Source organism: Tolypothrix tenuis PCC 7101 (genome assembly GCF_963874875.1).
Classification (GTDB): Bacteria; Cyanobacteriota; Cyanobacteriia; order Cyanobacteriales; family Nostocaceae; genus Aulosira; species Aulosira tenue.
Genome location: NZ_CAWNJS010000001.1, coordinates 1993547 through 2013010, shown reverse-complemented (window position 1 = coordinate 2013010; position 19464 = coordinate 1993547). Strand labels below are relative to the sequence as shown.

Here is a 19464-nt window from a genome sequence, read left to right as displayed (position 1 = left end):
GCAATCTGATAGCAACAATCACCATATAATATAATTGATTTAATCTTTTAATTCTCTACTAAAGACCATCCCAAACTGGTTGGCTGTTCATAAACTCGCTTCAAAGTATTAACATCTCTAACAGAAATTGGCGGTGGTTGGCGAACTTGAGAAAAGTATAAAGCATCGGTTTGTAACGGACTATGCCCCCAAATTCCCAAAGCATGGCCGAGTTCATGACGCGCTGCGGCTAGGCCATAATTACCCGTCTGGCTAGGACTCAACAATATAGTGAAGCGGTGCAACAAAACTTTGTTATTCGTATATAACTCGTAGGTAGTTAAAGCAGAACGCGCACGGGGAATTTTATCAGTGGGTGAAATTTGCAGAGGTGGTGCTTTTCGGAAAATTTTAATATCTGCAACCTCTGTTTTTTCCACTATCAATAAAGGTAAGTAAGCATTCCACTCTTGCACAGCTTGTAAGACACTGTTAACCCAAGCTTGAGCTTGCTGGCTGTTAATTGCTGTTGGCGTTTCTACGTAAACTTTAATAGGAAACTGTGACCAAACTAGATAACCAACTTGGGTGGCTGTAATTTGAGCAAAGTAATCGCCACTGTTGGTATTATCTTGCCATTTGGCTAGCGTTGGCGGTAGAGGATGAGGCTTTGGAGTAGGAAATGAGGCGGTAGGGAGAGAAGCGAGTAAATCCCTAGAATATGGCGTTAGGGAAGCGAAATGAGCATTTGCAGGAAGATGCGTAAAAATAACTAGCAGCCCTGTACCTATCGCTAAGGTAAGAATTGCTAGTAACTGTGATGTAAATAAATTTTTTAGGGTGTTGGGTGTTGGGTATTGGATTTTTTGCCCCATGTCCCTATTCCCTATGGTTACTTAGGTAGCCAACCAGCACTTAAAACTACTGTTAAACCTAGAAAAATTACTGTTAATGCCCAAGTAATTCGGTTTAAGGTGTTTTCTGCGCTTTTAGTGCTGCTAAAGAGTTGAGCTTGTCCACCAATGGCTCCAATACCATCTCCTTTAGGACTATGCAGCAGTACTAAGACGATTAAACCAACGGCGGAAAGCGCCCAAATGCCTTGAACAATATTAGAAACTGTCATGGTAGCAATCTAAATAGATAGTCAATTTCAAAACAGAAGTGTCAGGGTTGAAGTAACAGTTAACTGTTATCTTTTTACAAACCTACTGGTTCGGGAGTACGACTGCGTTGCACATCATATCCAGCCGATACAACTAGCGATCGCCCTGTCATTTCTGATGGCTGAGGTAGTTGTAAAATCTCTAGAATGGTTGGTGCAATGTCGGCTAGCTTGCCATCGCTTCGCAGTTCGACATTTGTACCATGTCCAGGGATTTTCGCTTTTTCTCCTTCCACCAAAATTAAGGGGACGGGGTTAGTGGTGTGGGCTGTCCAAGGATTACCCGCATCATCAAGCATATACTCAGCATTACCGTGGTCGGCAGTAATAATTGTTGTCCCCCCAACATTAGTAATGCTAGCAAGTAGGCGACCCAAACAGAGATCAACTTTTTCAATTGCTTCTATCGTAGCTTCTATCTGACCCGTATGCCCTACCATATCTGGGTTAGCATAGTTAATCACAACTAACGAGTAGATACATTTTTCAATTGCTGCGATCGCTACTTCTGTAACGGCGGCGGCGGACATCGCCGGGGCTTTATCGTAAGTTGCTACCATAGGACTACTTACGAGTTCCCGGTCTTCGCCCTCGAAAGGATCTTCTAGACCGCCATTAAAGAAGTAGGTAACATGGGCGTATTTTTCGGTTTCAGCAGTGCGGAATTGCTTTAATCCGTGATTGGCGACGACCTCTCCCAAAATATTTGTGAGATTCTGTGGCTCAAAGGCAACAGCTACTTTTAAATCTGGATCGTACTGAGTAAAAGTAGCAAAAGAAAGTGGTTGAATTAACTGCCTTTCAAAGCCTGTAAATTGTGGGCTGACAAAAGCTTGAGTGAGTTGTCTAGCGCGATCGGGGCGGAAGTTGAAGAATATCACTCCATCCCCGGCTGCAATTGCGCCAGGAGCAATACGTGTGGGGTTAATGAATTCGTCTGTGACTCCGGCGGCGTAGGATGCTGCTAAAACTTCTACGGCTTGGCGATTATCGGTTACTTCATTTTGGGTCATTACGTCATAGGCACGTTTAACCCGATCCCAGCGATGATCGCGATCCATCGCGTAGTAGCGACCGCTGAGGGTGACTATCTGCCCTATACCTACACGGTCTATATATTCTTGCAGCTGCCCAATTGCTTTAACACCCTCGGTCGGCGTGGTGTCACGACCATCGGTAATCGCATGGATACAAACTTGGGAAATTTGCTGATCCTTAGCTAAGTCCAGTAGTCCGAATAAATGGGTGAGATGGGAATGTACTCCACCCTCTGAACACAGACCTACCATGTGAAGCTTGCCATTGCGATCGCGCACTTCCTGGCAAATTTTGACAAGTGCTGGATTGAGCTTAATAGAACCGTCTTCCACTGCATCGGAGATGCGTACTAATTCTTGCGGTACTACTCGCCCAGCGCCAATGTTCAAATGACCAACTTCCGAGTTGCCCATTTGACCATCTGGCAACCCTACGGCTTTTCCTGATGTGCGAATGAGGGTGTGTGGATAAGCTGTCCATAAGCTATCCATGACTGGAGTTTTCGCATTAGCTATAGCGTTTCCACGCTTCTCCTCGCAGTAGCCCCATCCGTCTAAAATGACTAGCACCACAGGAGCAACAGGTGCTTTGGTCATAGTAAAATTGCCCTTTACTTTTTGTAATACCCGAATGATACCACTGCTAATCACCACTGCAAGAGGATTTCTGCTTATTAACTTCTTTTATCAAAAAATTCAGTATTTTTTAGAGTTTTTTTAACTTTAGTAACTTTTGCTTATTTTTTGTGATAATTGTGTGGGACTAATTATGCAAAAAGCTGTTGTGTATTCTTAGCAGCCAGCCTTTAAATTAGCATTTTTATGCAACTTTTGTAGATTTCTTGCTATTTCTGTAGAATATACTATTTACTGTCTAATTCATCATTGTATAGCAGTAGTGCATGATGTTGAAAGCTGAGATTGAACACTTTTCAACTAGCATCATGCACACTACGTAAAATTCAGTGTTATTACTAACTTGTTATTTGCGTTTTGCCGAAGCTTTAGCGGCTTTAGCAGCTTTCTTAGCGGCTTTTTCCGCCGCGATCGCAGCTAGTTTTTCGGCTTCTTTTTCTTCAGCAATTTTATCTAGGTAGTAATGATAATTACCTAAATAAACGCGGAATTCACCATCACGAATTTCGACGATTTTATTGGCTACCTGCGAGATAAAATAACGGTCGTGAGAAACAACAATCGCTGTACCATCATAATTTTGCAGGGCTTCTTCCAACATTTCTTTAGCTGGAATATCTAGATGGTTTGTCGGCTCATCTAAGATTAGTAAATTTGCTGGACGTAAGAGCATTTTTGCTAAAGCTAGACGTGCTTTTTCGCCTCCACTTAATGCACCAACTTGTTTAAATACCGTGTCTCCAGTAAATAAGAAGCGTCCTAATAATGTACGAACTTCTTCATTTTTCCAGTCTGGAACTTCATCATGAATAGTTTCCATGACTGTCTTTTTCAAATCCAAAGCTTCTGCCTGATTTTGTTCAAAGTAGCCAGGAATCACATTGTGATCGCCTAATTTAACGCTACCTTCGGTGGGTGGTTCCATACCCATAATCACCCGCAGTAGAGTAGATTTACCCGCACCGTTGGGGCCTAAGAAAGCGATGCGATCGCCTCTTTCAATGAAGAGATTGGCTCCTAAAAATAAGATTTTATCGTCATAGATATGAGTTAAATCTTTAATGATGACTACTTCTCGTCCGCTACGGGGTGCATCGGGAAAGCGAAAATGTAGAGTTCTGACACCACCTGTAGGTGCTTCAATTCGCTCGATTTTGTCTAGTTGTTTTTCGCGGCTTTTGGCTTGAGTACTACGGGTTGCACTAGCGCGAAACCTGTCAACGAAAGCCTGTTGTTTCTCTAGTTCTTTCTGCTGTCTTTCGTAAGCACTCAACTGTGCTGATTGATTTTCAGCTTTTTGTTGCAGGTAGGATGAATAATTACCCAGGTAAGTAGTAGAAACACCACGTTCTGTTTCTACAATTTGAGTGCAGAGGCGGTCAAGAAACTCCCGGTCATGGGAGACTATCACCATTGGAGTAACTAGACTTTTTAAGTAATTTTCCAACCACTCAATAGTTTCTAAGTCTAAGTGGTTTGTTGGTTCGTCCAGTAGCAATAAATCTGGTTTTTGCAACAGAATTTTACCCAAACTCATCCGCATCTGCCAACCACCAGAGAAGGCGCTAACGAGGCGATCGCCATCTTCTTGTTCAAATCCCATCTCTGGTAAGATTTTGCCGATGCGTGCTTCTAAACCGTAGCCATCCAAGCCTTCAAATTGGCGCTGTAAGCGATCCAATTTGTTAATTAAGTGATCGAGTTCCTCTGGAGTTGCAGTTTCCATATCCCTAGTCACTTGGGCGATGGAAAGCTGCACTTGATTTGCTTCTTTAAAAACAGTCCAAAATTCTTCTCTCACAGTGCGGCCGGGGTCTACTTCAAACTCTTGGTTGAGGTAGGCTATATGTAAACTTGCAGGACGAATAATTTCCCCAGCCGTCGGTTCAATTTCTCCAGAGATAATTTTCAGTTGGGTAGATTTACCTGCGCCGTTCACACCGACTAAGCCGATGCGATCGCCAGGTTTAACTTCCCAGTTGATATCTTTTAGAACTTCACCTGTGGGATAAATTTTACTAATATGTTCTAGTCGCAGCATCAAGTTTTTCTCAGGTAGGGGAATGGGTGATTTCGGGATGAAGTGGTAATGCCGTGTCAATCTTAACAAAATTTAATTAATATTTCGTCGGGAAAAATTGCTGAATGATAAAAAAAGAGTTTGAGATTGCCACGCTCACAGCTAATTAAGTTATATATACCTAATCACAACCACCTATTTCGACATTTCCCTACTCTAGTATTTAAATTGTGCTGTTATTCTTTGCTGCTGGTGGAATTAGAAGCCTGCTGTTGTACTATTTGGCTGACTTCCTCGGCACTCAATTCTAAAGCTTGAGCTATTTGCTCTACAGTCAACCCAGCTGTCAACATTGGTAGTACTGCTTTTAACTTACCTGTGCGCTCACCTTCTTCTTTGCCTTCCTGAAAAGCTTCCTGATAAAATCTTGTCTGTTTTAACTCGCTCAAACTAAACATGGCTTCGATTTCCTCCCGACTCATGTTAGGAAATTTATAAACTAAGATAGTTTCTATTAATTGTAATAATTGCTGCTGTAATTTTGAGTTCGTCTCTTGCTTAGTTTTCTTGATTAACTCTTGCGCTTGGTGAATCGCTATCTCTGCATCTTCAACTACTAATTTAACGGTTGCTATGCTAACTGGTAAAGTAGCAGTATCACCCAATTCATTCAAATAAATCCGTTTTATCCTTTGACTAGCAAAGAATTCACGATAGTGTTTAATATCTCCTGTATCTACACTCCTGTTTGGGTATAAAACTACAGCACTCCAATCATTTTTGGGTTTATTCTGACGCAGGTATAAACTTATTTCTGCAATCAGTCGTGAGTAAATTTCGTCATCTTGTTGAAATTGAACTTCAACGAAGTAAATTGGTCTATCAATAATTTCTATAGGCAAAAATAACCCATCTATTCGGAATGAAGTTTGTTTAATTTCAACTGATGAAAACAGATAATTGTTTGCTTCCTCAGGAGGATTGCCAATGATTTCAAAGAAAATACTAGGTATTTCTTGAAATAGCCGATAAAATAAAATGTCAGTTTTCACAAAAGTCTACAAGTTTTGTATTATAGATGCGTCTATTAATTTATTCTTCAGCACCATCGCGTACTTCTTGCAACTGTTCTTTTGATATACCTAATATTCGTGAAAGTGGTGCTAATAAGCTATCATCAATAACTTCTCCAGCATAAATATTATTGAGTTCAGAAGGAGAAACTTTAAAGGTATCGCAAAATTTAGCAAACTCCTGACTACTCAAATCTAAAGCTTTTTGTCTTTCACTTAATAAAAGTGCGATCGCCCTAGTTCCATATTTGGGACGTTCGCTAATTTTTATATATTTTCTTATCTTATCTTTGACTTGCTTACTGTCACCACCAGTTGCTTTAACTAAATCAGTGCAAGCCAATTTAAGTGCTTTTTTTAAAACTTCGTCCTGGTTTAAAAACTTAATAATTTCATCTGCATATTCTCGTTTAAAAAAACCAGCTAAATCGCCTTTATAGTAGATTGGCATAAAAACATCGCTTGATTCTACTTGCCAAGCTGAAGGTTCATTGGGTAGTGACATAAATACACCTCGGAAAATTTAAGATTGTAACATTATCTCAATTAATACACGAGGCTTCCACATCCAATAAGCCAAAGCAATTTCATCTTTATTGCTTTAATTTTCATCTTCACCAGTGCTATCTCATGCACAAAAAGCAGAAAGCAATATCCTGATAAAATTTGTATTTATTATTAGATATTTGTAATAAAAATTAACAATATTTTGTTTGTCTATACAAATAACTTTACAAGTTTACTTGTAGACAAAGAAGCGATCGCTCACAAATATTCAACTTGCTTTTGCTTCATCTACAGACGCTTCCGCCGCCGCAGCCAATCTATCCATTACAGCTCTACCAATGATTGCTACTTCATTCAATGGCATAGATTTGATGTACTTCACAATCTGGTTGACATCGGAGGATTCTGACATTGGCTTAACACCTAAGTAGTTAAGCAACTCCTCCATTGTGTAGCCTGCTCTGGCTGCGATGTTAGCTAAATTCTGTGTATCTGGAATCGATTCGCCTTTTTCCCACAATTGCACAGCAGTAGCCGAAACACCCAGAAGCTTACCAAAAGCTCGTTGACTCATAGAGCCACGAGCCATTTTCACGACTTCAATAAGTTTCTTTCTAGCTTCTAAATCCACTGCTGTAGTATTTTTTCAACGAGATTCATGGGTTTACTTGCTCGCCAATAAATATTTAGTTTTGCCATTTACAAGTTTGCTTGCCAATGGTAAGTTAAATCTAAGCTGTTAAATTACAAGTTTAAATGTCAATCAATTTAGATTGAAGACACTAATTCATTTTATCGCGGAAATTCGTGACAAACCGCTTGCAGCTAAATCATGGGAAAAAGGTGCATCATGTTGTACAAGCCGCGCAAAATTAACTCGTATCGCCGCAAGGGTCAAAGCCTGATTACCGCTAATAAAATTAAACCAGAACAGTGGCATATTTCTCATGCTGAGGCTAAAGCAGCTTTAATAGTCAAAGGCTACAAGGTTAAGCAAATCAAGAAAATCCATTGTCTGAAGCATCAGGTTTGTATTTCTTATTGGGACGAGCAGGGTAACATTTGCAGCAGCTTTTTCAGTTACCGAATTTTTAGCCGTTGGCAAAAGGAAGTCGAACAGTTAGTAGATAACTGCCAAATCCTCAAGGATTGGAAGAAATTAAATCATATAATGCAGTACGAATTTGCCTACTATCATTATTTCCAAGAAATGCAGGATGCTATCTATACTGCATTAGAAAACCGCCTGTCGGTGTTAAAACTAACATCACAACAAGCGGTTTAAGAAAATTTATTACAAAACAATTAGCTAGTAGCACCAGAGGTCGCTAACTCTGCTAAACGTTCCTGCTGGTCTTGAGAGATACAAGATTGTATAACTGACTCTAAATCACCTTCCAATACAGGGTTAAGAGAATAGTTTTGTCCCAAACGGTGATCGGTAACGCGGTTATCTTTATAATTATAGGTGCGAATTTTTTCCGATCGCGACCCTGTACCAACTTGCGATCGCCGCATGGAAGTTACAGCTTCTTGTTGTTCGCGTAACTTCATTTCGTAAAGTTTCGCTCGCAAAATTTGCATTGCTCGTTCTTTGTTTTGCAACTGGCTGCGTTCTTCTGTACAGAAAATCCGAATTCCTGTAGGTTTGTGCATCAAGTCAACAGCAGTTTCCACCTTGTTGACGTTTTGTCCACCAGCACCACCAGAACGAGCTGTGGTCATTTCAATATCCTTGGGGTCAATGTGGATTTCTACATCATCAACCTCTGGCATGATAGCCACTGTAGCTGTAGAGGTGTGAACCCTTCCCCCAGCTTCGGTTGCAGGTACACGCTGTACGCGATGTACTCCAGCTTCAAACTTCAGCTTACTGTAAACACTCTCACCCTGAATTTCCAGGATTACTTCTTTAAAGCCGCCCATTTCACCTAGTGACTCGCTCACTAGTTTCACTCTCCAGTTCTGGCCGTCAGCGTAGCGAGAGTACATCCGCAGTAAATCGCCTGCCCAAATACTCGCTTCGTCGCCGCCAGTCCCAGCGCGAATTTCCAACATGATGTTTTTATCATCGTTGGGATCGCGGGGTAGCAACAATATTTTTAAGCGGTTCTCTAAATATTCTATTTTTTGCTCTAGTTCATCTACTTCCAGGGCTGCCATTTCTTGCAACTCCGGATCGCTCGCCGATTCTTTGTAAACCTGACGCGCTCCAATCAAATCTTCTTGGGCGACTTTCCAAGTTTCATAGGTATTAACTACCTCTTCCAAAGAAGAACGAGATTTAGCAATTTGTTGAAACTCGTCAGGATTTCTCGCGGTATCGGGGTCACCAAGACGACGAGTTAATTCATTAAAGGTTTGTTCAACAGATTTTAGTTTGTCCAGCAGGTATGATTCAGCCATGATGAGTGCGACGCTCCTTAAAATAACAAGTTGGCTCAAGCATTAAATGACAATCGACCCAGCTGATTGCAGGGTCGTCGTTAACAGCAGAGCCAACCCGCTACTTTTTGTCTGTGTCGCCTGAGGTTTGAGTGCTGCTCATACCGTACTTGCGAAGGAAGCGCTCTACTCGACCCTCAGTATCGATAATCTTCTGGGTGCCGGTGTAGAAAGGATGGTTTCCAGACCAAACATCTACGTGCAGTTCTGGCTTGGTAGAGCCAACAGTCATTACAACTTGACCGTTGCAGTAAACTTTCGCATCTGGATACCACTTGGGATGAATTTCAGGTTTAGCCATTGTTCCTTTTGTGGTGAATCTATATCAATTATAACTTTCAGATGATTTCAAAGCGTAGGCAAAGCAGGCCAAGAGGACAAGGCGAAAAAATTCATGCCCAATGCCCCATGCCCAATGCCCAATACCCTACCGTTTTGAGTACTGAGGTGCTTTGCGGGCTTTGTGTAAACCGTATTTTTTCCGCTCTTTAGCTCGTGGGTCACGAGTCAGGTAACCTTCTGTTTTTAAAGGGGAACGGTTATCTGGGTCTAGCTGACATAAGGCGCGAGCCACACCCAAGCGGATAGAATCAGCTTGTCCGGTTAAGCCACCACCTTCAGCTTTTACTAAGATGTCATATTCGTTTTCTAGACCCAATGTTTCTAGAGGGCCTTTGATCACGCCCAGGTAGTTGGCGTTGAATTGGAAATACAAGTTGCCATCTTTACCATTTACAGTCAGTTGACCGCTACCAGGAATCAGTCTTACTCTTGCTACTGCTGACTTACGGCGGCCAGTACCCCAGTATACGGCACGACCACTAGTAGTTTCCGCTACTGCTATCATTAACTTTCTGCTCCAGGAATTGTATTAACTTTCAGTTCTTTAGGTTTTTGCGCTGCATGGGGGTGAGTTGGCCCAGCATAGACTTTCAGCTTAGTAAACAACTGCTTACCCAGGCTATTTTTGGGTAACATGCCTTTAACAGCGTGTTCTACAATTCTTTCTGGTAGACGCTGTTGCAGTTTAGCAAAGGTTTCTGTCTTCATTCCACCAGGACGGCCAGAATGGCGACGATAGAGCTTTTGGGTACGTTTTTTACCTGTAACTGCTATCTTCTCAGCATTGATAACAATGACAAAATCACCTGTATCTAGGTGCGGAGTATATTCAGCTTTCTTTTTGCCTCGTAAAACCATAGCGATTTCACTGGCGAGGCGGCCAAGGCGTTGGTCTGTAGCATCTACTACGTACCACTCACGCTCAAGAGCATCTTGAGGAGGAAGGTATGTTTTAGTCATTTGTAATTTGTCCTTTGTCATTTTTCTTTGTCATTTGTCATTCGTCATTTGTCCTTTGTCATTAGGCTAGTGCTGGTTGACTATTGACTTTTGACCATTGACTCTTGACTAAAAACTAATTTTGGCAGATTGTCATACCAAACATCTGAAGAAAAAGGGAAATCTGGATAACCAACTCGCAACAAGCATAGACCTTGAGGCGGTGCAGCATATTTTACTTCTTCTCGTCGTTCAGCTTTCCACAATTCAGTAAAGTTAGCGAGGGTGCGCTGTCCAGTACCTACTTGTACCAACATCCCTACCAACAGCCGAACCATGCCATATAAAAATCCATCTGCCTGAATTTCAATATGGATTAATGACCCACTGCGATGACACTCAGCTGCTTGTACTTCTACCCAAGAATGCGATCGCTTTGAGCCTGCACGATGAAAAGCAGCAAGATGATGCTTTCCCAGCAGGGGTTTGAGGGCAGCCTTAATTAATGATTCATCTAGGGGCGCATAATAATAATGCCAACTGAAGGGTCTAACAAACAAGTTGGGTTGATCTTCAGTGTATATTGTGTAGCGATACCGTCGATAGGCTGCATTAAAACGAGCGTGCCAACGGTTACCTACACCTGCTGAAGCCCTGATTAAAATATCATTGGGCAAATAGCTATTAAGGATGGCTGCCCATTTGTGAGGGGGAATTAAACCTGTGGCTTCAAAATGTGCTACTTGGGCGGCGGCGTGAACTCCAGCATCAGTTCTGCCTGCGCCATGTAGTGTCACATGATACCCAAGAATTTTCGCGATCGCAGTTTCTATTTCTTCTTGGACTGTACGCTGTTGCTTTTGCCGTTGCCAGCCATGAAAATGAGTGCCCAGGTATTGGATTACCAGGGCGACTCTGTGAGTTCCTGTTGGCTGGTGGCTTTCTAACATAGAATTACTTAAGGCTGAAGTCTGAAGTCTGAATTTTACTTTTCTGATTCTTCATCCTTCATCCTTCTCAAACTAGTTCAAGAATGGCCATCTCAGCATGGTCGCCTCGACGAGGGACTGTATGCAGGATGCGAGTATAACCCCCGTTACGGTTAGCATAGCGAGTGGGAGCTTGCTCAAATAGAGCATGAACTAGTTGTTTGTCGTAGATATAACCTAGAGCTGCTCGGCGGGATGCCAAGGAACCGTCTTTAGCTAAGGTAATCATTTTATCTACTTCAGCTCTCACAACTTTAGCTCTAACTAAAGTTGTGGTAATTCTTCCATGACGAACCAGTTCAGTAGTAAGCGCGCGCAACAAAGCGCGACGCTGGTCTGCTGGTTTACTAAGTTTTTTGACCCGACAACGGTGACGCATAATAATGCACTATCAATTACTAACGGTTTTGATTTAGCTGTGTTTAGAGCTTCTTTCTTGGGGCAAGGTAATGCCTAAGCGCCGCTGTAAAGCTTCAACTACCTCTTCCGCTGACTTCTGACCGAAGTTTTTAATTTCTAACAAGTCTTCTTGGGTATAATCCAACAAGTCGGCTACAGAGTTAACTTGTGCTCGCTTGAGACAGTTATATGCCCGTACAGAGAGTTGCAATTCTTCGATCGGAATTTGAGCAGTTGGGTCGTCTGGGATATCTGAACCTGTATCGGTAGGTTCGAGTGAGATATCTTTGAGAGGATTAAATAGATCTACCAGAATTCCGGCCGCAGATGATAGTGCTTCTTGTGGAGAAATACTACCATTTGTCCAGACTTCTAACAGCAACCGATCCTTAGTGATCGAGCCATCCCCCCGGGCTTCTTCAACACTATAATTGACTTTTCGGACTGGCATAAACACCGAGTCGATTTGCAAGAAGTCCAAAGATGTAGCTTCTTCGCGTCCTCGCTCTACAGTGCGATAACCTTTACCTTTCTCGATCCGAAATTCCATTTCCAGCTTGCCACCTTCTGCTAAGGTCGCTACATACTGAGTCGGATCGATGATTTCTACTTCACTCGGCAAATCAAAATGTGCTGCCGTAACTGTTGTAGGGCCGTTTACGAGTAACCGCCCAATTTGAGGTTGAGATGAATAGCTTTTGAGAATGACTTCTTTCATTCTCATCAAGATTTCTAACACATCTTCCCGCACACCAGGAACTGTGGCAAACTCGTGTGAAACGCCTGCTATCCGCACTGCTGTAACTGCCGTTCCCTCTAGATTTGACAGTAAAACGCGACGTAAGGCGTTACCAACTGTGGTACCTTGACCGCGTTCTAGAGGTTCGAGGACAAATTTACTGTAATGGTTTCGACTTTCCTCAGTATTAGAATCTACACATTCAATTTGAAACTGCGCCACGGAGTTGCCTCCCTTTTTTTAAGGTGCTACTAGTAGGCAAATCGCTTGCCTCCTGAATTTAGTTTTTTCCCTGAAGCTTAATTGTAGGTGTATCAATTATCCAGCTAATAATACTGGTATTTAATTTCCTTTTTTAGCTCATGGGTGTTAATAATTAATTTTGGGTTTTCCGAAGTGCTAACTTTACTTCTAGTCGCCCCAGCCGCCTGAAGTTCAAAAGCTGAGTCTGTCCACAGCAGTCTGCAAGCTCGAACTTCTAGCAGGCATTACAGGTGACTTTCCCATCCTCGAACTTCTTGCGGTTACCTCCTACTAAGTAGGGCCTAAACTCGGCGGCGCTTAGGTGGACGGCAACCATTGTGAGGAATTGGAGTAATATCCCGAATGAGGGTAATTTCCAATCCAGCTCCTTGCAGCGCTCGAATGGCAGTTTCTCTACCTGCGCCTGGTCCACTGACCATAACTTCGATTTGGCGCATTCCTTGATCGATAGCTCTTCGAGCTGCACTTTCAGCAGCAGTTTGTGCAGCAAACGGAGTTCCCTTTTTTGCCCCTTTAAAACCGCTAGAACCAGCACTTGCCCAAGAAATCACATCTCCGTTTTGGTCGGTAATAGTGACAATGCTATTGTTGAAAGTAGACTGGATGTAAGCCATACCGTTGGGTACGTTACGCTTCTGCTTTTTGCTCCCAGATTTTTTGGTTGGTTGTCGCGCCATAGTTGTGTAGTGAAATTAAAGTAAACTTTGCTTTGATGAGCAAGCAGTGAAATTTTATTTGCCTGGTGCCTTCTTCTTCCCGGCTACAGTTTGCCTTCTACCACGGCGGGTTCTGGCATTTGTGCGGGTCCTTTGTCCTCTAACAGGTAAGCCCATGCGATGACGACGGCCTCTGTAAGTACCAATGTCGATCAGGCGCTTGATGTTCATTGCTTCCCAGCGGCGCAAATCACCTTCAACTTGATAGTTGCTTTCTATTTCGCCTCGGAGGGCAGCAACATCAGCATCACTAAGGTCTTTTACACGGGTATCTGGGTTTACACCTGTTGTCGCTAAAATTTCTTGCGATCTAGATAAACCAATTCCGTAGATATAGGTGAGACCAATTTCCACACGCTTATCGCGTGGCAGGTCTACTCCGGCAATACGTGCCACAATGAATTTCTCCCTCTTGTTCTCGCAATTGCTGTTATAAAAACGCGATTACTCGCATTTTGGGTTGTTTTTGGTGTGTGTCACACTTGTCTCTGGATTAGATTCAGAGCGCTATCCTTGACGTTGCTTATGTTTGGGGTTAACACAAATCACCATGACGCGACCACGGCGTTTGATCACGTTGCACTTTTCACAAATCTTCTTGACTGAGGCTCTGACTTTCATGCCTTTTGTAATTAACTCCAAATAGTGAATTATAGCATTTCTCAGAAAATTAGTCAGTTAAATGACTAAGGAATATCCAAAAAAGTTGTTTGTATGGTAATATTCTCTACATAGCCTTACTTCTTGCGTAGTCGATAAGTGATTCTGCCCTTTGTCAAGTCGTATGGGGTTAACTCCACTTTGACGCGATCGCCAGGTAAAATCTTGATGTAATTGCGGCGGATTTTGCCCGAAATGTGTGCCAAGACATTAAAGCCATTATCCAAGTCAACACGAAACATCGCATTAGGTAATGACTCGGTGACCGTGCCTTCCATTTCAATCAAATCTTGCTTAGACAATTTGTTTTTTCCTCAACTCAACAATCTCCTGTTCTGTTGCGGTAGCTTCACCTGCAAGAGAACATATTTTACGTAATATATCAACAGTTTCTTAATATATCTTAGCTAAAATTACCCTCTGCCCTACATTAACTACTAGTAGTGCAGTTTATATGTATCTGAAATTGGGGTGAGGGGTAAATTGAGAAATGATCTATTGCTCTCTTACCCCTTTTATGGTGCTTTTGTTAAAACGCTATTACTTTGTGGAGTGCGTCAGTGACTTCTTCCGGGGACTGATTACCATTGACTGTCAGGAGCTTTTGGCGATCGCGGTAATAATTAATCAAGGGTGCGGTTTCCGAACGGTAAATTTCTAGACGACGACGAATAACTTCTTCGCTGTCATCTTTTCTTCCCCGTGCTAGTAACCTTGCTACCACAACATCATCTGGAACATCTAGGTTTACTACCCTTTCGCCAGCTTGATGGATTGTTTCCAGCAATTTTGCTAAAAATTCAGCTTGTGATACTTTACGAGGGAAGCCATCGAGAATCCAACCAGATTGAGCATCCGCTTGACCTAAGCGTTCCTGTACCAAGTCCTGTACTAGTTCATCGGGAACTAACTCACCGCTATCTACATAGCTTTGAGCCTTTACACCCAACGGAGTTTGGTCTTTCATCGCTTGCCGTAAAATATCACCAGTAGAAATATGCGGTATTTGCAAGCTTTGCGCCAATTTTTGCGATTGAGTTCCTTTACCAGCTCCAGGTGGTCCCAAGAAGATTAACTGCGTCACTATTGTTTCACCATTCCTTCATAGCGCTGAGATATGACATAGGTCTGGACTTGTTTTGCTGTATCAATCGCAACACCAACTAGAATCAGCAAAGATGTAGCACCTAAGCCTTTAAAAGTTGGTACTCCTAAAGCACTTTCTACAGCTGTGGGGATAATTGCAACAAAGCCCAAAAAGATTGCACCCAAAAAAGTCAGTCGATTAATCACCCGCTCAATGTACTCACTAGTTGCTTTACCAGGACGAATTCCAGGAATACTCGAACCCATCTTCTTCAAGTTCTGTGCTACATCTACGGGGTTGACAATCAACGAAGAATAGAAATAGCTGAAGAAAACAATAGAAATTAAGTAGACCAAGGCATAAGCCCAAGCTTGAGAGCCACCAGGACTGAGATAAGTATTAACGATATTTGCCAAGTCCGGATTTTTGGTGAAATTAGCAATTAGTAGTGGCAAACTCAAAATCGCTGCGGCAAAGATAATTGGCATTACACCGCCAGAATTGAGTCTTAGAGGTAGATAACTACGCTGCTCTGCCAAAACTCGCCGTCCTACTTGGCGACGTGCCGAAATAATGGGGATGCGGCGAATTCCTTCCTGCACAAATACAATACCAACAATTGTTGCGAGGAAGACCACTACTAGTACAATCACCCGACCAACTATTTCTCGACCGCCAACTTGCACCAGGTCGATAGTATCGCCCAATGATTTCGGTAGAGATGCCACAATGTTGACAAAAATCAACAATGATGCTCCATTTCCAATACCGCGCTCGGTAATCAGTTCTGATGCCCACATTACGAACATTGAACCTGCTGTAAGGGCGATCGCAGTTTCGGCTACAAATAAGGGGCCTGGCTGTAAAGCGAACTGCTGCAGGAACAGAGCAGAAAAAGTTGTACTTTGAATAATTGCCCAACCCAAAGACACATAACGTGTAATCTGCGAAATTTTCCGCCGACCAGCTTCACCTTCGTCTTTCTGTAACTTTTCTAAAGATGGGATAGCTGCTGTGAGTAATTGGATAATAATGGACGCATTAATAAAGGGCAAAATACCTAAAGCAAAAACTCCCAAAGTCGAAAGTCCTCGCCCGGAAAAGATATCCAATAAGCCGAAGATGGAATTATTGCCCGATATAGCGTCATGAAACCTAGTTCTATCAATACCAGGTACAGGCAGAAAGATGCCCAGGCGAACCAAAATTAAAATACCGACAGTGACAAGCAGCCTACCTCTCAGTCCAGCTGCTTGAGCCATCTGCATAAAAGTTTCTTGAGCCGTTGGGGCTTTGTCTCGACTGATCATAGAGTGCTACCTTTATCGTGAACCAGGCGCTGGAAGCGAGTTGGCTAGCATTGTAAGTACGCTATTCTGGCTCACTCTGGAACTTGACAACTTCCTCCAGCCGCCTCAATTTTGCTACGAGCTTGGCCCGTAAAAGCTGCCGCTTTAACTGTGAGCGGAACGTTCAATTCCCCGTTACCCAAAATTTTCAATGGGCCTTTAACAGCAGTCAGAATACCTGCTGCTTTTAAGGATTCCAAAGTTACTTCTGTATTAGCAGGGAGAGAAGCTAGCTTCTCTACATTAATCGTAGTGTAAATTTTCCGATTAACTATCGGGAAACCCTTCAACTTAGGTAAGCGGCGGTACAATGGCTGCTGACCACCTTCAAACCCTGGTCTGGTACCACTACCAGAACGGGATTTTTGACCCCGCATCCCTAAACCGGCACTTGCACCTTGTCCGGCTGAAATACCTCTACCTACGCGCTTACGGCGTTTTTTTGAGCCTTTTTGAGGCTTAACATCGTTGAGTCTCATGATGTAAATAGTATTTTTTTACACAAAGGAGGAGGCAAAATTGGCTCTACTAAATAATGTAGAGATTTTCAATAGGAACACCCCGGTCTTCAGCGACTTCAGATAAAGTACGCAGTGTTGATAAGGCGTTGACTGCGGCTCTCGCATTGTTGAGCGGATTGTTGGAACCGAGTTGCTTGGCCAAAACGTTACGAACTCCTGCCAATTCCAGTACCGTCCGCACAGCACCGCCAGCAATTACCCCAGTACCGGGTGCTGCTGGGCGCATAATGACTTTAGCTCCGCCACCCACACCATCAATGGGATGAGGGATGGAGTTAGATTTGGTAATGGGGATATCAATAAGATGTTTTTTGCCGTCGGCTACGCCTTTTTTTACGGCACCAATTACATCTGAGGCTTTGCCTACCCCTACACCAACTTGACCGCGTTCATTACCAACGACGACGATCGCACGGAAACTAAGTTTTTTACCACCTTTAACGACCTTGCTCACCCGTCTGATTTGAATGACCCGCTCTTGCCAGTTAGTTTCTTCTTTTTTTGCGCGGTTCGCTTTACGACGACCAGTTGCCATAATTAAATGCTCTCTATTAGCTCAGTTGTCCTTTGTCTTTTGTCATTTGTCCTTTGTCATTTGTCTTTTGTCCAATGACTAACGACTAATGACTTGATGACAAATGACTTTAGAAATCTAAACCAGCTTCACGTGCTGCATCAGCTAGTGCTTGAATGCGACCGTGGTATAGGTTACCACCGCGATCAAATACTACTTTGGTGATGCCTTTTTCTAGCGATCGCGCTGCGATTAGTTTACCCACTTGCGCTGATGCATCGCGGTTAGCGCCTGACGCTAAACTTGATTTCAACTCTGGTTCTACAGTTGAAGCCGAAACCAAAGTATGATGCTGAGTATCATCAATCACTTGAGCATAAATATGCTCATTAGAGCGAAATATCGCTAAACGTGGGCGTTCTGGAGAGCCTTGAACTTTACCACGGATACGTCTATGGCGACGTGTTTTTGATTCTCTACGAGTAAGTTTCATGTTTACTTCTTACCACTCTTACCAGTCTTACCAGCTTTACGTCTGACCACTTCACCGGCATAGCGAATACCCTTGCCTTTATATGGTTCTGGTGGACGAACGGCACGAATTTTTGCTGCTGTGTTACCTACTATTTCCTTGTCATAGCCACTAACTATGACGTTAGTTGTACCTTCGACAGCAAACTGAATACCATCGGGAGGCTCAATTTGTACCTGATGGCTATAACCCATGTTTAAAACGAGGTTACGACCCTGGACTTGTGCCCGGTAACCAACACCTTGGATTTCTAAGCGGCGCTGAAAACCTTGGGATACACCTTCGACCATGTTGGCTACTAAAGTACGGCTCAAACCGTGCATTTGCCTAGAGGTACGAGTTTCATCCCTACGGGTTACTAATAATGTTTCGCCTTCTTGGGAGACTGACACTTGGGCAGGTAAATCCCGAGAAAGTTCTCCTTTGGGCCCTTTGACGACAACTTTTGTGCCATCAATTGCCACTTGCACTTTGGCAGGAATAGTAATTGGACGTTTACCAATACGAGACATGACTATTTTGTCCTTTGTTATCTGTCTTTTGTCTTTTGCCGTTACGTTAATGACAAATGACTAATGACTACCAGACATAGCACAGTACTTCTCCACCCAAGTTCTGACGACGCGCTTCGCGGTCTGTCATAATCCCACTGGATGTTGAAATAATGGCAATGCCGATACCGCCCAGTACTCTGGGTAAATCTTTTCTATTGGAGTAAACTCGCAAACCTGGCTTACTAACCCGCTTGAGGGCAGTAATCAGTGGCTGACGATTTTTCCCTTTGTATTTTAAGGCAATCACCAAATTGCGTTTTACACCTTCACCAGATTCTTCAAATTCAGCAATAAACCCTTCTTCACGTAGCACTTTAGCAATACTACGGGTGATTTTTGTTGCGGGCACTAGTGTAGTTTGATGCCTCGCCAAGTTGGCATTGCGGATGCGCGTCAGCATATCTGCAATTGTGTCGTTAGCCGCCATCGTTCCCTCTTTAGATGAACTTATTGATCGCGAAAAGGCATACCCAGTTCTTTCAGTAGGGCACGACCTTCTTCGTCGTTTTTCGCTGTGGTAATGATGGAAATATCTAAACCACGGATTTGATCGATGCTGTCGTACTCGACTTCTGGAAAAATCAGCTGCTCTCGCACGCCTAGAGTGTAGTTACCGCGTCCGTCAAAGCTCTTGGGGCTAACGCCGCGAAAATCTCTAATTCTGGGTAGGGATAAGCTAACAAGTCTGTCGAGAAAGGCATACATCCTTTCGCCTCTTAAGGTCACCATGATCCCAACAGGCATACCTTGACGAATTTTGAAGCCAGCTATCGCCTTTTTCGCCCGTGTTACTACTGGTTTTTGACCAGTGATCAGGGCAATTTCGTTTAGAGACGCGTCCAGTGCTTTAGCGTTGGATGCTGCTTCTCCCAAACCTCGGTTCACAGTAATCTTGACCAACTTCGGTACTTGATGAACGTTGGTATATTGAAACTGATTGGTCAGTTTAGGGACGATTGTCTCGTTATATAAGGTTTTGAGTCTTGTGGTCGCCATA

27 protein-coding genes are annotated in these 19464 nt (G+C 43.0%); 1 reads left to right on the top strand and 26 read right to left on the bottom strand.

Annotated elements, in window-relative coordinates:
• Positions 1–47: 47 nt before the first annotated feature.
• The 7 genes from AACU25_RS08335 to AACU25_RS08305 all read right to left on the bottom strand — a co-directional run bounded on the left by AACU25_RS08335 (position 48) and on the right by AACU25_RS08305 (position 7048).
• Positions 48–854 carry a peptidase gene (locus AACU25_RS08335; protein ID WP_096574725.1) on the bottom strand — a complete coding sequence of 269 codons (807 nt, stop codon included), beginning with the start codon at positions 852–854 and terminating at the stop codon, positions 48–50.
• Between the two features lie 17 nt (positions 855–871).
• Complete coding sequence (gene secG / locus AACU25_RS08330; RefSeq protein WP_086762869.1) at positions 872–1105, bottom strand: preprotein translocase subunit SecG; 234 nt, start codon at positions 1103–1105, stop codon at positions 872–874.
• Between the two features lie 74 nt (positions 1106–1179).
• A complete protein-coding gene (gene gpmI, locus AACU25_RS08325) occupies positions 1180–2778 on the bottom strand; it encodes a 2,3-bisphosphoglycerate-independent phosphoglycerate mutase (RefSeq protein WP_096583586.1) in 1599 nt (532 codons plus the stop codon).
• 385 nt (positions 2779–3163) lie between these two features.
• Entirely contained in the window at positions 3164–4858 is a 1695-nt protein-coding gene (gene abc-f, locus AACU25_RS08320) for a ribosomal protection-like ABC-F family protein (RefSeq protein WP_096574724.1), read from the bottom strand.
• Positions 4859–5073: 215 nt separating this feature from the next.
• Positions 5074–5889: an Rpn family recombination-promoting nuclease/putative transposase gene (locus tag AACU25_RS08315; RefSeq protein ID WP_096574723.1), complete on the bottom strand. Its 816-nt coding sequence runs from the start codon at positions 5887–5889 to the stop codon at positions 5074–5076.
• A 40-nt stretch (positions 5890–5929) separates the two neighbouring features.
• Positions 5930–6415, bottom strand: a complete 486-nt coding sequence (locus AACU25_RS08310; RefSeq protein ID WP_096574722.1) for a hypothetical protein — start codon at positions 6413–6415, stop codon at positions 5930–5932.
• Between the two features lie 270 nt (positions 6416–6685).
• Positions 6686–7048, bottom strand: a complete 363-nt coding sequence (locus tag AACU25_RS08305; RefSeq protein ID WP_096574721.1) for a helix-turn-helix domain-containing protein — start codon at positions 7046–7048, stop codon at positions 6686–6688.
• 219 nt (positions 7049–7267) lie between these two features.
• On the opposite strand from AACU25_RS08305, the gene AACU25_RS08300 reads away from it, so the two are divergent.
• Positions 7268–7702: a hypothetical protein gene (locus AACU25_RS08300; protein WP_096574720.1), complete on the top strand. Its 435-nt coding sequence runs from the start codon at positions 7268–7270 to the stop codon at positions 7700–7702.
• Between the two features lie 20 nt (positions 7703–7722).
• Here the strand turns inward: AACU25_RS08300 and prfA are convergent, their stop codons facing one another.
• From prfA to rplE, 19 genes are all read right to left on the bottom strand, one after another.
• Positions 7723–8823: a peptide chain release factor 1 gene (gene prfA / locus AACU25_RS08295; RefSeq protein WP_096574719.1), complete on the bottom strand. Its 1101-nt coding sequence runs from the start codon at positions 8821–8823 to the stop codon at positions 7723–7725.
• A 100-nt stretch (positions 8824–8923) separates the two neighbouring features.
• Complete coding sequence (gene rpmE / locus AACU25_RS08290; RefSeq protein WP_045870350.1) at positions 8924–9163, bottom strand: 50S ribosomal protein L31; 240 nt, start codon at positions 9161–9163, stop codon at positions 8924–8926.
• Between the two features lie 126 nt (positions 9164–9289).
• Entirely contained in the window at positions 9290–9706 is a 417-nt protein-coding gene (gene rpsI, locus AACU25_RS08285; RefSeq protein WP_190445850.1) for a 30S ribosomal protein S9, read from the bottom strand.
• A 2-nt stretch (positions 9707–9708) separates the two neighbouring features.
• A complete protein-coding gene (gene rplM / locus AACU25_RS08280; protein ID WP_096583584.1) occupies positions 9709–10164 on the bottom strand; it encodes a 50S ribosomal protein L13 in 456 nt (151 codons plus the stop codon).
• Between the two features lie 80 nt (positions 10165–10244).
• Entirely contained in the window at positions 10245–11093 is an 849-nt protein-coding gene (truA, locus tag AACU25_RS08275) for a tRNA pseudouridine(38-40) synthase TruA (protein ID WP_096574718.1), read from the bottom strand.
• Between the two features lie 67 nt (positions 11094–11160).
• Entirely contained in the window at positions 11161–11511 is a 351-nt protein-coding gene (gene rplQ, locus AACU25_RS08270) for a 50S ribosomal protein L17 (protein WP_096574717.1), read from the bottom strand.
• Between the two features lie 33 nt (positions 11512–11544).
• Positions 11545–12492, bottom strand: coding sequence for a DNA-directed RNA polymerase subunit alpha (locus AACU25_RS08265; protein ID WP_045870354.1), 948 nt, complete (start codon positions 12490–12492; stop codon positions 11545–11547).
• A 323-nt stretch (positions 12493–12815) separates the two neighbouring features.
• A complete protein-coding gene (gene rpsK, locus AACU25_RS08260) occupies positions 12816–13211 on the bottom strand; it encodes a 30S ribosomal protein S11 (RefSeq protein WP_010998331.1) in 396 nt (131 codons plus the stop codon).
• A gap of 54 nt (positions 13212–13265) precedes the next feature.
• Positions 13266–13646, bottom strand: coding sequence for a 30S ribosomal protein S13 (gene rpsM / locus AACU25_RS08255; RefSeq protein ID WP_045870355.1), 381 nt, complete (start codon positions 13644–13646; stop codon positions 13266–13268).
• A gap of 111 nt (positions 13647–13757) precedes the next feature.
• Positions 13758–13871 (bottom strand): 50S ribosomal protein L36, encoded by a 114-nt coding sequence (rpmJ, locus tag AACU25_RS08250; protein ID WP_015129703.1) that lies wholly within the window; start codon positions 13869–13871, stop codon positions 13758–13760.
• A 116-nt stretch (positions 13872–13987) separates the two neighbouring features.
• The gene (gene infA, locus AACU25_RS08245; protein WP_006276978.1) at positions 13988–14212 is read right to left on the bottom strand and encodes a translation initiation factor IF-1; all 225 of its coding nucleotides are present in this window, start codon (positions 14210–14212) and stop codon (positions 13988–13990) included.
• A gap of 227 nt (positions 14213–14439) precedes the next feature.
• The gene (locus AACU25_RS08240) at positions 14440–14994 is read right to left on the bottom strand and encodes an adenylate kinase (RefSeq protein ID WP_045870356.1); all 555 of its coding nucleotides are present in this window, start codon (positions 14992–14994) and stop codon (positions 14440–14442) included.
• Complete coding sequence (gene secY / locus AACU25_RS08235; protein ID WP_096574716.1) at positions 14994–16307, bottom strand: preprotein translocase subunit SecY; 1314 nt, start codon at positions 16305–16307, stop codon at positions 14994–14996. The genes AACU25_RS08240 and secY overlap by 1 nt, the downstream gene beginning before the upstream one ends.
• Positions 16308–16378: 71 nt before the next feature.
• Positions 16379–16825, bottom strand: coding sequence for a 50S ribosomal protein L15 (gene rplO, locus AACU25_RS08230; RefSeq protein WP_096574715.1), 447 nt, complete (start codon positions 16823–16825; stop codon positions 16379–16381).
• 49 nt (positions 16826–16874) lie between these two features.
• Positions 16875–17402 (bottom strand): 30S ribosomal protein S5, encoded by a 528-nt coding sequence (rpsE, locus tag AACU25_RS08225; RefSeq protein ID WP_045870359.1) that lies wholly within the window; start codon positions 17400–17402, stop codon positions 16875–16877.
• A 109-nt stretch (positions 17403–17511) separates the two neighbouring features.
• A complete protein-coding gene (rplR, locus tag AACU25_RS08220; protein WP_045870360.1) occupies positions 17512–17874 on the bottom strand; it encodes a 50S ribosomal protein L18 in 363 nt (120 codons plus the stop codon).
• Between the two features lie 2 nt (positions 17875–17876).
• Positions 17877–18425, bottom strand: a complete 549-nt coding sequence (gene rplF, locus AACU25_RS08215) for a 50S ribosomal protein L6 (protein WP_096574714.1) — start codon at positions 18423–18425, stop codon at positions 17877–17879.
• Positions 18426–18492: 67 nt separating this feature from the next.
• Positions 18493–18894 (bottom strand): 30S ribosomal protein S8, encoded by a 402-nt coding sequence (gene rpsH / locus AACU25_RS08210; protein WP_096574713.1) that lies wholly within the window; start codon positions 18892–18894, stop codon positions 18493–18495.
• Between the two features lie 20 nt (positions 18895–18914).
• The gene (gene rplE / locus AACU25_RS08205) at positions 18915–19463 is read right to left on the bottom strand and encodes a 50S ribosomal protein L5 (protein WP_045870363.1); all 549 of its coding nucleotides are present in this window, start codon (positions 19461–19463) and stop codon (positions 18915–18917) included.
• Position 19464 lies beyond the last annotated feature (1 nt).

Excerpts from the sequence above, each read along its gene's own strand:
- secY (WP_096574716.1), bottom strand. The coding sequence starts at position 16,307 with ATGATCAGTCGAGACAAAGCCCCAACGGCTCAAGAAACTTTTATGCAG.
- rplE (WP_045870363.1), bottom strand. The coding sequence starts at position 19,463 with ATGGCGACCACAAGACTCAAAACCTTATATAACGAGACAATCGTCCCT.
- AACU25_RS08335 (WP_096574725.1), bottom strand. The coding sequence starts at position 854 with ATGGGGCAAAAAATCCAATACCCAACACCCAACACCCTAAAAAATTTA.
- AACU25_RS08310 (WP_096574722.1), bottom strand. The coding sequence starts at position 6,415 with ATGTCACTACCCAATGAACCTTCAGCTTGGCAAGTAGAATCAAGCGAT.
- rplF (WP_096574714.1), bottom strand. The coding sequence starts at position 18,425 with ATGTCTCGTATTGGTAAACGTCCAATTACTATTCCTGCCAAAGTGCAA.
- rplQ (WP_096574717.1), bottom strand. The coding sequence starts at position 11,511 with ATGCGTCACCGTTGTCGGGTCAAAAAACTTAGTAAACCAGCAGACCAG.
- rpsK (WP_010998331.1), bottom strand. The coding sequence starts at position 13,211 with ATGGCGCGACAACCAACCAAAAAATCTGGGAGCAAAAAGCAGAAGCGT.
- secG (WP_086762869.1), bottom strand. The coding sequence starts at position 1,105 with ATGACAGTTTCTAATATTGTTCAAGGCATTTGGGCGCTTTCCGCCGTT.
- gpmI (WP_096583586.1), bottom strand. The coding sequence starts at position 2,778 with ATGACCAAAGCACCTGTTGCTCCTGTGGTGCTAGTCATTTTAGACGGA.
- rpsE (WP_045870359.1), bottom strand. The coding sequence starts at position 17,402 with ATGGCAACTGGTCGTCGTAAAGCGAACCGCGCAAAAAAAGAAGAAACT.
- rpmJ (WP_015129703.1), bottom strand. The coding sequence starts at position 13,871 with ATGAAAGTCAGAGCCTCAGTCAAGAAGATTTGTGAAAAGTGCAACGTG.
- prfA (WP_096574719.1), bottom strand. The coding sequence starts at position 8,823 with ATGGCTGAATCATACCTGCTGGACAAACTAAAATCTGTTGAACAAACC.
- abc-f (WP_096574724.1), bottom strand. The coding sequence starts at position 4,858 with ATGCTGCGACTAGAACATATTAGTAAAATTTATCCCACAGGTGAAGTT.
- rplR (WP_045870360.1), bottom strand. The coding sequence starts at position 17,874 with ATGAAACTTACTCGTAGAGAATCAAAAACACGTCGCCATAGACGTATC.
- rplM (WP_096583584.1), bottom strand. The coding sequence starts at position 10,164 with ATGACTAAAACATACCTTCCTCCTCAAGATGCTCTTGAGCGTGAGTGG.
- rpmE (WP_045870350.1), bottom strand. The coding sequence starts at position 9,163 with ATGGCTAAACCTGAAATTCATCCCAAGTGGTATCCAGATGCGAAAGTT.
- truA (WP_096574718.1), bottom strand. The coding sequence starts at position 11,093 with ATGTTAGAAAGCCACCAGCCAACAGGAACTCACAGAGTCGCCCTGGTA.
- rpsH (WP_096574713.1), bottom strand. The coding sequence starts at position 18,894 with ATGGCGGCTAACGACACAATTGCAGATATGCTGACGCGCATCCGCAAT.
- AACU25_RS08300 (WP_096574720.1), top strand. The coding sequence starts at position 7,268 with ATGTTGTACAAGCCGCGCAAAATTAACTCGTATCGCCGCAAGGGTCAA.
- rplO (WP_096574715.1), bottom strand. The coding sequence starts at position 16,825 with ATGAGACTCAACGATGTTAAGCCTCAAAAAGGCTCAAAAAAACGCCGT.